At 50.5% G+C, this 11049-nt stretch carries 7 protein-coding genes; 4 read left to right on the forward strand and 3 right to left on the reverse strand.

From position 1 onward, the window contains the following. The first annotated feature begins 1 nt into the window (after position 1). The gene (locus tag T500_RS0106180) at positions 2–2437 is read left to right on the forward strand and encodes a glycoside hydrolase family 127 protein (protein WP_028907387.1); all 2436 of its coding nucleotides are present in this window, start codon (positions 2–4) and stop codon (positions 2435–2437) included. Between the two features lie 53 nt (positions 2438–2490). Here T500_RS0106180 and T500_RS0106185 read toward each other — a convergent pair whose 3' ends face one another. From T500_RS0106185 to T500_RS0106195, 3 genes are read right to left on the reverse strand one after another with little or no spacing between them, the layout of a single operon-like run. Then, positions 2491–3825, reverse strand: a complete 1335-nt coding sequence (locus tag T500_RS0106185; RefSeq protein WP_028907388.1) for a TolC family protein — start codon at positions 3823–3825, stop codon at positions 2491–2493. Positions 3826–3847: 22 nt separating this feature from the next. After that, complete coding sequence (locus T500_RS0106190; protein ID WP_036908643.1) at positions 3848–6958, reverse strand: efflux RND transporter permease subunit; 3111 nt, start codon at positions 6956–6958, stop codon at positions 3848–3850. A 26-nt stretch (positions 6959–6984) separates the two neighbouring features. After that, a complete protein-coding gene (locus T500_RS0106195) occupies positions 6985–8004 on the reverse strand; it encodes an efflux RND transporter periplasmic adaptor subunit (protein WP_051611913.1) in 1020 nt (339 codons plus the stop codon). Positions 8005–8163: 159 nt separating this feature from the next. On the opposite strand from T500_RS0106195, the gene T500_RS15305 reads away from it, so the two are divergent. From T500_RS15305 to T500_RS0106210, 3 genes are all read left to right on the forward strand, one after another. Beyond that, positions 8164–9072: a helix-turn-helix domain-containing protein gene (locus tag T500_RS15305; protein ID WP_051611914.1), complete on the forward strand. Its 909-nt coding sequence runs from the start codon at positions 8164–8166 to the stop codon at positions 9070–9072. 161 nt (positions 9073–9233) lie between these two features. Continuing rightward, positions 9234–10205: a Gfo/Idh/MocA family protein gene (locus tag T500_RS0106205; protein ID WP_028907391.1), complete on the forward strand. Its 972-nt coding sequence runs from the start codon at positions 9234–9236 to the stop codon at positions 10203–10205. An 88-nt stretch (positions 10206–10293) separates the two neighbouring features. Further along, positions 10294–11049 (forward strand): polyphosphate polymerase domain-containing protein, encoded by a 756-nt coding sequence (locus T500_RS0106210; RefSeq protein WP_028907392.1) that lies wholly within the window; start codon positions 10294–10296, stop codon positions 11047–11049.

Below are 11049 nucleotides of genomic sequence, written 5' to 3' on the forward strand. Positions count from 1 at the left end.
TATGAAGAAACTTATGACTATTGCGCTGGGTGTAGCCATCATGCTCCCCATTAGCGCACAGAAAAAACAGACAGCGACTCATGGTTATCCCATCAGTCCTGTACCCTTTACCGCAGTAAAAGTAACACCTGGCACCTTCTGGGGACAACGATTGGAAGCCAGTCGTAAAGTAACCATCCCCTTGGCCTTCGCGAAATGCGAGGAGACTGGACGTTACACCAACTTCTCGAATGCAGCCCAGCACCTGAAAGACCCATCAAAGGTATTCAAGGTGAACGGTGTGGGCTACTCGTTCGACGATACCGACCCCTATAAGACTATTGAGGGTGCCAGTTACATCTTGCAGACCTATCCTGACAAGAAACTGAAACAGTACATTGATTCGGTACTCGATGTCATCGCCTCGGCACAGGAGCCTGACGGCTATCTCTATACTGCCCGCACACAGAATCCTGCCGACCCGCACCACTGGGCTGGCGACAAGCGCTGGGTGAAGGAAGAGGACCTGAGCCACGAGCTTTATAACCTCGGCCACATGATTGAGGGGGCAATCGCTCACTATCAGGCCACAGGTTCAAGAAAGTTCCTTGATATAGCTATCCGTTATGCCGATGTGGTATGCAAGGAGGTGGGACCCAACCCTGGTCAAGCTTGTGTAGTACCTGGTCATCAGATAGCAGAGATGGCACTGGCAAAGCTTTATCTTGTTACTGGCAACAAAAAATACCTCGACGAGGCCAAATTCTTCCTCGACTATCGCGGCAAGACCACTATCGTACATGATTACTCTCAGGCTCATAAACCTGTGATCGAACAGGACGAGGCCGTAGGTCATGCCGTTCGTGCAGCCTATATGTATGCAGGTATGGCCGATGTAGCAGCGCTGACTGGCGATAAAGATTACATCAAGGCCATCGATGCCATCTGGGACAACATCGTTACCAAGAAACTCTACATTACTGGTGGCATCGGTGCCACTAATAATGGCGAGGCCTTTGGCAAGAACTACGAACTGCCCAACATGAGTGCCTACTGCGAGACTTGCGCTGCCATCGGCAATGTGTATGTGAACTATCGTCTGTTCCTGTTGCATGGCGAATCCAAGTACTACGATGTATTGGAGCGCACACTCTACAATGGACTCATCAGCGGCGTATCGCTCGAAGGCAATGGTTTCTTCTACCCCAACCCACTGGAGTCGATGGGACAGCACCAGCGTCAGGCTTGGTTCGGCTGCGCCTGCTGCCCCAGCAACATCTGTCGCTTCATCCCCTCGCTGCCCGGTTATATCTATGCCGTTAAGGATCGCAATGTATATGTCAACCTGTTCCTCTCTAACAAGAGCAACCTGACTGTTGCAGGCAAGAAGGTTGGTTTGAGTCAGACAACTGCATACCCTTGGAATGGCGATATCACTGTAAATGTAGACCAGAATGCGGCAGGCCAGTTTGCCATGAAAATCCGTATTCCAGGTTGGGTGCGCAGCCAGGTGGTGCCCTCTAATCTCTATCAATATACTGATGGCAAGCGTCTGGGCTATACCATCACCGTGAATGGCCAGACTGCAGCAGCAAAGGTAACAGAGGATGGCTATTATACCATCAATCGCAAGTGGAAGAAAGGCGACAAGGTGCAGATTCACTTCGATATGGAGACTCGCACTGTACGTGCCAACAACAAGGTAGAGGCCGATCGTGGTAAGATTAGCGTAGAGCGCGGCCCGCTGGTTTATTGCGCCGAGCACCCTGACAACACCTTTGATATCATGGGCGCCCTGATGAATCAGAATCCAGAGTTCAGGCTGGGTAAGACCGAGATTGCAGGAACTACCGTACAGACCATCGTCACCGATGCTCAGACGCTAAGTTTCGATAAGCAGGGGAAACTGCAGACTACCGACCACAAACTGACGCTCATCCCCTACTATGCCTGGTGTCATCGTGGTAGTGGAAAAATGCGTGTTTGGTTGCCTCAGGACCTGAATGCTACTAATCCATCGCAGCCAGCCACCTTGGCCAGCGAGAGTAAAATCAGCAGTTCGACAGCTAAGATGCCAGCCCTGACAGCCATCAACGACCGCCTGGTGCCAAAGGATGAGAACGACCGTAGCGTACCTTATACCCACTGGTGGCCTAAGAATGGCAGTACCGAATGGTTAGGTTACGAATTCCCCGAAGTAACTACCGTACAGAGTGCCACCGTTTATTGGTTCGACGATGGTCCTTGGGGTGGATGCCGCGTACCGCAGTCGTGGCGCATACTATATCAGGACGCACAAGGCAACTGGAACCCTGTAACTGGCGCAGATGGATACCCCACCGATAAAGGTACAGCATGCACAGTAAACTTTGAGCCTGTTACAACCAAAGCACTTCGACTTGAGGTTGTATTACCTAACGATAATTCGACAGGAGTGTTTGAATGGATAGTTAAGTAACAGCATCATAAAATCCCAAAGCATTTTTCGTTTTGCTTTGGGATTTTTTATATCTACTGACCAGTAGCTTGTTTGTACTCCAAGAGTTTGTTCTGATAGTCGGCGAAGGCATCGGTATGCTTGTCGAGTGCTTGCTGGTAGAGTAGCTGTGCTTCGAGCAGATCGCTCATCTTCGAGGTGCCGGCACGATAGTAGTTGCGGTTCAGGCGCAGGTTCTCGTCGGCCTGTTCGATGCTACGCTGAGCCAGCTGCAACTGCTGATAGCTCTCCTCTACCCCATTCCAGGCATTCTGCATGCGTATCTTGAGCAGCTGAGCATTGTCTTCCAACTGCTCAACGGCTTTCTGATGCTCAATCTTCTTACGCTTGATGGCGTGCGAGCCGCCCCACCAATCGCTGATGGGCACACTAACGGTGGCAAACACCATACCAAACGAGTGGTTGTTTTCTAACACATTATGGTAGTTATAACCAGCTCCAACGGCCAACGTTGGCAGGTTCTGACCTACAGCCATCTGCTTTTGCAGTTTAGCGGCCTCGACCTGCTTACCTAACAACTGATACTCTGGCAATGACTGAACATCCGACATCATCGATTGTATGGTTGGAGGCACGCTGGTTTGGAAAGAAATGGCAAATGATGTGTCGCGGAGACCGCAGTATTGCGACAACAACAAACGAACGATAGAGATGCCATTCTGCAACTTCAGGCGCTGACTCTGAATATCGTTCTGGCGCAGTTGTACCTGCAACAGATCGTTACGCATGGCCACACCTGCACGCACGGCCACATCCACATCTTTATGGATATCGCGCAGCAACGTATCTACAGCATTAATGGTGTTCATCTTCTCCTGCAACGAGGCTAACTGCCAGAAGTACTGTTCGGCAGTCTTCTCCACCTCGTTTTCCGACAGTTGTAACTGCAACTTACTTACCTCCTCGCCGACCTTAGCCAGTTTGTTGCCGTTGATAATCTGTCCGCCAGCAAACACGGGCTGCACCGCCATCAACGAGCCAATGGTACCATTCTTCATCATCGAGATGCTGATGGGATTAGCTAAGGCAGCCAATGCCTCTTGGGGCAGCGACTGAGCCAAGGCCGCACCCAACTCGGGCGTAATACTCTCTGAAGGATTGATGGTGGTCTGCGCCATACCCTTATTGGCGTTAAACCACAAACCAGTACCACTCACAGTGGGGAAATACTTGGTAAACGCCTCCTTGCGCTGCTGCTGGGCAGCCTCAACACCATATTTGGCGCTGCGGATGGCAAAGTTGTTTTGTAAAGCAGAATCCTTAATCTGCTCTAAGGTATATGACTGCTGGGCTGTTGCTGTGGCACAGCAACATACCGAAGCAGCTATGATTGCAAATATCTTTTTCATCTCACTATTCACTTTTCACTATTCACTTAGTCGAAACTTTCCAATAAATAACGGGGAGCATGGTGACTACCATGATGAGCGAGCCGATACCACCTGCAAAGATGGTTACACCCACGGGCATCCAGAACGAACTCTGGGCGATAATCATCGGCACCACACCAACGGCAGTGGTTGCCGTAGTGAGGAAGATAGGCACCATACGGCGCTTACCGGCATCGTAGGCTGCCTGGCGCACAGCGGCGTTATAAGCCTGGCGATCTGTTTTCCAGTCGCCATGTTCGGCCACATGCTTCTTAATCAAGTCAATCGCGTGCTCGAAAATCAGGATTTCGTTACGCATAATCATTCCCATCAGCGTGATGAGTCCGAAGATAGAGGTCAGACCAAGGGCGCGATTCATCAGTCCGAGACCAATGAGCGCTCCAGGAATCATCAATCCCAAAGCTGCCATACAAACGGTGGTAACACCATACTTCTTGAAGTTAAACAACAGGAAGAAGTACACGATGATCAGTGCGATGGTGATGCCACCGATAATCTGTGGCATAGCCTCGTCGCCATATTCTATCTCGCCGCCCACCTCGGCACGGACGCCCTGTGGCAGTTTTATCTCCTCGTTCATCATACGGGCAATCTCCTTCTCTACAGGTGCGGTATATACGCCTTGTGCAAACTGGGCAGTAACGGTGATACAACGTTCGCCACCACGATGCATGATGCGACTCTCGCTCCACTTGGGTTGCACCTTGGCTATCTGGCGCAACGGAACGGTGGAATTGGTACTGCGCAGACCTCCCGACACCATCGATGCGGGCGATGCGATACCCAGGTTCGCGATGTCTGAGAAGGTCATATCAGCATCGTCCTTCACCACAATGGGTAGTTCATAATCTTTCTCCCAAATCTGTCCTACACGCAGGTCGGAAGATGTGGCGCTCAAAGCCAACTGGGCGGTGGTTCGGGTGATGCCTAACTGGGCCGATGTAACGGGATCGAGTTCGACATTGATAATGGGGTACGGCTGTAGATAATCAGTATGTACCCACTCCAGTTCGGGCATCTTCCGCATGCGTTCCATCAGTCGTTCGGCTACCACATGCAGCGAGTCGAGGTTGTCGCCATAGAAGCGATACTCCAGTTCGCTCACCTCCAGATAGTCCAAACGTTTGAACTTGACGTAAGCGTTGGGGAACGCCTCGCTCAATTGGGGCTGATATTGCGCCAAGAGGTCGAGTGTAGCCTTATTGCTCTTGGTATTCACGATAAACTGCGCATAGTTATTACCAGCCATCTGGGGTGCATAGGCATCCATGAATCGTGGCGACGAACAGCCGATAAAGCCCGTGATGCCCGTGATACGTTCGTCCTTTGCCAACACATGCTGCACCGAATCGGCAATCACCTCGGTCTCGGCCATGCCCTTACCCTCGGGCAGAAAGATCTCTACGGCAAACTGGTCGCGATCGGCGTATGGGAAGAGACGTATCTTCAGCGTAGGAGCAATCAACGTCGACAGCAGAATAACGCCAATACCACCACCAATGGTTAACCAAGGGTGTGCAAAGGTAAAATCAAGCACCTTATTGTAGGTTTTCTGCACCCATTTTGTTATCGCATTACCATCGGTGCTCACCTTGCCGGGCTTGATGATACGTGTCTCTAGGAACGGAATCACCGTTACGGCCAGCACCAGCGACACCATGAGGTTGATGGTAATGGTAACGGGGAAGTCCTCCAAACAGTCGTGGAACATACCCTTCATCGTAATCAGGAACGGATAGAAGATGGCACAGATACAGATGGTGGCCAGCAACATGGGCATGAAGTACTGACGGGCCGACTCGATGGCGGCATCGAAAGGTTTAAAACCTTTACCCAAGTATTCCAGATAGCCATCAATCACCACAATCGAATTATCAACAATCATTCCTAACACCACAATGAGCGCTGCCAGGGTTACAATGTTCAGTTCGATGCCCATCATATACATGATTGCCACACTCACAAAGGTACTCAAGGGGATGGTGATGGCCGACACGATGGCCGAACGCAGGGGGAACAGCACCATCATCACCAGGATGATGATAGCCATCGAGATAAGCAGATCGCGCAAGAAATCGCTCACACTCATCGCTACCACTTTGGGCTTATCGGCAATGCGGGTAACCTTTACATCCTCGGGCAGTTCGTTCAGACTGAACTCCTTCAGTACTTTATCCACCTGCTCGCCATACTGCACCACATTGTTACCAGGCGTCATCTCCATCGAGAGCAGCACGCAAGGGTGTCCGTCCTGCTCAATACGACTGGCGTTTGGCTCATACTCTCGCACCACACGGGCCACATCGCGAACACGTGCCACCTTGCCTGTCACTGGGTCGCTGAAGATAATCTGGTTGGCAATCTCCTCCTCGCTATTCTCCTGAGCCTCAACGTGGATGGGTATCTGCTGGTCGTCGTCGCTGATAGCGCCACTCATGGTAGTGATGCCTTGGGCCTGTAAGCGTGAAAAAAGCATCTGCTGACCAATACCATAGGCCTGCAGGCGCTGACGATTGATATAAAGCGATATCTGCTCCTTCTGTTCACCAAACAGTTTCACGTTGGCTACCGAGGGGATGCGACGCAGACGATCGCTCAGGTCGTCGCTATACTGTTTCAACTCACGATAGCTGCGCTGGTCGCTCTCGATGGCGATGAGCAAGGCCGAGGTGTTGCCAAAGTCATCGTTCACCACGATGGCCAGCACACCACTTGGCAACTGCGCCTTAAAACCATTCAGTCCGTGTTTGATTTTGCTCCACACCTCATCTTTATTGTTCACGTCATCGTTCAGTTTCACCATCACGATACACATGCCATTCTGACTCTGTGTGGTGGTTTTTACACGGTTCACCTCACCATAGGTAAAGAGGTAACGCTCAAGCGGACGGGCCACCTGCTGTTCAACCTCCTCGCTGGTGGCACCAGGATATACAGCCACTACCACACCCTGACGGATGGTGGCGTGGGGGAATTCGTCCTTAGGCATAATATACATGCCGTAGATGCCCATCACAAACAATATGCCGATGATGAGCAATGTTATCGAGTAATGCTCCAAAGGCCATCGGAGCCAATTCACATTTTTCATAATCTTCAATGTTCAATGGTCAATGTTCAATAAACCACCTTGGTGTTTTCACTAAGTTTCTGATAACCCTCGGTAACTACACGAGCACCTTCGGTCATGCCATCGGTAATGGCGATGCGGTTGCCCATCGTTTCACCCGTACGCACTGTTGTACGGTGGGCAGTACTGTCGTTGGCAATCGTCCATACAAACAGCGAGCCATCAGCCTTACGCTGTACAGCTGTTACAGGCAGGGTTAAATCCTTGCTTGGCTTTTCAATATTACCAAACTGCACGCTGGCCACCATACCTGGCAGCAATTGGCGCTGACCATTAGCCACATGTATGCGTATATCATAGGTATGCGTGAGCGCATCGGCCTGCACACCTTTTTCAATCCTTCCACCTGTAAAGCTGCCATTCACAGCCTCCACTTTAATAGTCGACGAGGTGTTGGCACCAATACCACTGATTTCGGCCTCGGGGATGGCCACTTTTACCTTAACGGTAGATATATCGAGAATGCTCACTACCGCCTGCGAGGGCATAGCCGTTTCGCCAGCACCTACCAGGCGCTTGCCAACGATACCACTCACAGGGGCTACCAATCGGCAATCGGCCAGATTCTTCTTAGCCACCTCCAGTTGCGACTTGGCCTGAGCCACCTTGCTCTGTATCTCAACCCACTGCACCTCAGGGAGCGATCCGTTATCGTGAAGCATCTTGTAGCGCGACAGAGCATCGTTGGCCTGCGTCATCTGAGCCTCGGCACCACTTAATAGGTTACGCGCCTGCGTGTCGTCCATCTCGGCTATCAGCTGTCCGCGACTCACTGCCTGTCCCTCGTTTACCAGCATGCGCTTTACCACACCCATGCCCGTAAAACTAACGGCAGTAGCCTCACACTCCTCAACAATGCCTACATACGTCTGACCATTGGCATTCATAGCAGTAGATACCACTTCTGTTTCAACTCTCGTAGGAGCCTTTGTGTTCTGCTCCTTCTTACTTGTGCAGCTACTTATCAGCATCACGCCCAGCAGCATCAAAATACTCTTTTTCATCATTACATGTAAAATTTTGGGGACAAAGGTAGTGCAAAATCAATCATTATCTATGTTCGATTTCACCACTTATATTACCAAATTAACCACACACCACCAAATAGAACATAAAAAACACTAAATAAAACACCAGATATGCGAAATTATGATTAATTTTGCCACATGAAACAGCAAGAAGAGATTACAATTCAGTCATTAGCTAACAACGAGGACGTACAGATTGGCTATTCGGACAACGAAATTGTGGTTGTGGATAGTATCCAGCAGTTTACGCAGATAAGCAGCGCTCATGTGGCCATGAACGCCATTGTGATTTGTACCAGCGGAAAAGCGCAAGCACAGATGAACGGCATACAGATGGAACTGCATAGAAATCAGATTGCCATTATCCCACAGAACGTAACGGTGACCGATGTGATGGTAAGTCCCGACTTCGACGCAAAAGGCATGTTCCTTACCAACCGTATTCTGCGTAGTTTCCTGAACGAGAAAATCAGCGTTTGGAACGACATGATGTATATCCATCGCCAGCATATCGTAACGATGGACGAAGACGAGATTCTATTCTACACCCACTTCTACGACATGCTCACGCTGGCCATTGAGAAAGGCAAGGAGAACCCTTATCACACTGAGATTATCCAGGCTTTGCTCCGTTCGGCCATCCTTGGTCTTTGTGGCACCATGAAGTGGATGCTGTTAGCTGACAATTCTCCGCTCGGCTCCGCCGCTTGGCAACGCCAAGAATTATCATCCGGTAAAAGTCACTTCCAGCGTTTTCTGGATTTGCTGCACTCTACCGAGGTGAAGCACCGCACCGTTGAGGCGTATGCCAACGATTTGTACATCTCGCCCAAATATCTTACCACCATCTGCAAAAAGAATTCGGGCAAAACGGCCAACGAGTGGATTACCGAACATGTTTTAGAGGACATACGCTACTATCTGAAACAAACCGACCTGAGCATCAAGCAGATATGCAACCAGCTGGGATTCCCTAACCCATCGTTCTTTGGTAAGTACGTAAAGGACCACTTCGGCATGACACCGATGGAATTCAGGAAAGGCTAAAACATGGGCCAAGCAACGTTTGGTAAAGGAGATAGCCGACGAGGTATGGGGCACAAGCAAATAAAAAACATCCAAAAAACTATAAATCCCAAGGCATAATACACCAGCTTTGGGATTTTTTACGTATATTTGTCGGCATAAAAACCAAACTAAAGGATAAGATGAAAGTAGGAATTATCGGAACAGGAAGGATTGCTGAGAAGGCAGCCATCACATTAAACGGACTGGACAACTGTGAGGCCTATGCTGTGGGCTCACGCCAACAGGAAACGGCAGACGCTTTTGCTGCCAAGTGGAACATCCCCAAAGCTTACGGCAGTTATACAGAGTTGATAGCCGATAAGGATATCGACCTGGTGTATATCGGCACCCCGCACTCGCACCATTACGATGTAACGCGCCAGGCCATCATGGCAGGCAAGCCCTGCTTGGTTGAGAAGGCGTTCATGGCCAACGCCACCCAGGCACAGGATATCATCCAACTGGCTCACGAAAAACAAGTATTCTTAGCCGAAGCCATCTGGACACGCTACCAGCCTGCCGTGGGCATCGTGAGGAAACTGATGGCCGACGGACGTATCGGCCAGCCTCGACTGGTGACTGCCACCCTAGGCTATTCGATGGGCAACAAACCCCGCATCATGCGCCCCGACCTTTGCGGTGGTGCCCTACTCGACCTGGGCGTGTATGCCCTTAACTTTGTACGTATGTTCTGCGATGCCGATATCGATAGTATCGACGGCCACTGCGTGAAGAGCGATACGGGGATGGACCTGACAAACGCCATCACCATCATTCTCAAGGATGGCATCCTGGCCAATGTGCAGTCGTCGGCCCAATGCGTGGGCGACAATATCGGCGTGATAGCAGGCACCCTGGGCAATATCATCATCGACAACATCAACAATCCCCAAACGATAACCCTCAACGGCCCCGACCGTACGTTTGTTGAAACCATCCACGTGCCACAACAGATAACAGGCTACGAATACCAGTTCCTGGCTTGCCGACAGGCACTCATCGACAAGCTATCGGAGCCGCGCGAGATGCCACACGCCGAAACCCTTTACATCATGCAGCTGATGGACGAGCTACGCCGTAAATGGGGCGTGCGCTATCCGATGGACAACTGACAGCATTCTCGGGTTCGCTGAAGAACTTCGGGCCTTGGTTGATTAAATTAGGCGGATAAGGGCAAATGCATTACTTTTGCCCCCGCTTATGACAACAATCAACAACATACTGGGCACCTTTGCCCCGATCACACTCGAGCAGATGAGCAGCGTAAAGCTCATGAATCGCACAGATACCAAGTTTGTTACAAACATGGCTAAGCTGCACCTGCTGCTGGAGATGGCACAAGCCGATTACTTTGTGCAGGACATAGATGGCGAACGTAATCTGGAGTACGACACCACGTACCTTGATACCTACAACTTCGACATGTACAACCAGCACCAGTGGAACCATACCAACCGTCAGAAGATACGGTTCCGCACCTACTGCGTAAGTGGTTTGCAGTTTATGGAGGTCAAGACCAAGAACAACCACGGGCGCACCAGGAAAAAACGCATAGAGGTAAGCAATATGGATGTTACCGAGGAACAGAAACGCCTGTTTCTCGGCCAGCATCTGCGCTACGATGTCGATACCTTACAGCCGGCACTCAACAATCATTTCCGTCGCATCACACTCGTCAACAAAGCCAAGACCGAACGCCTTACCATCGACCAGCAGCTATGCTTTCACAACCTCATCAGCGGTGTTAACAAACAGATGGACAACCTGGTGATTATCGAACTGAAACGCGACGGACTCATCTACTCGCCCATACTCCACATGCTGCGCCAGCTGCACATCCATCCGCACGGATTCTCCAAATACAGCATCGGGTCGGCACTCACCAATCCGCAACTGCAGGTAAACCGTTTTAAGTGCAAACTCATCGAAATAGGAAAACTAGTAAACAATTCATAA

It is taken from the genome of Xylanibacter ruminicola Ga6B6 (assembly GCF_000687715.1).
Taxonomy (GTDB): Bacteria; Bacteroidota; Bacteroidia; order Bacteroidales; family Bacteroidaceae; genus Prevotella; species Prevotella ruminicola_B.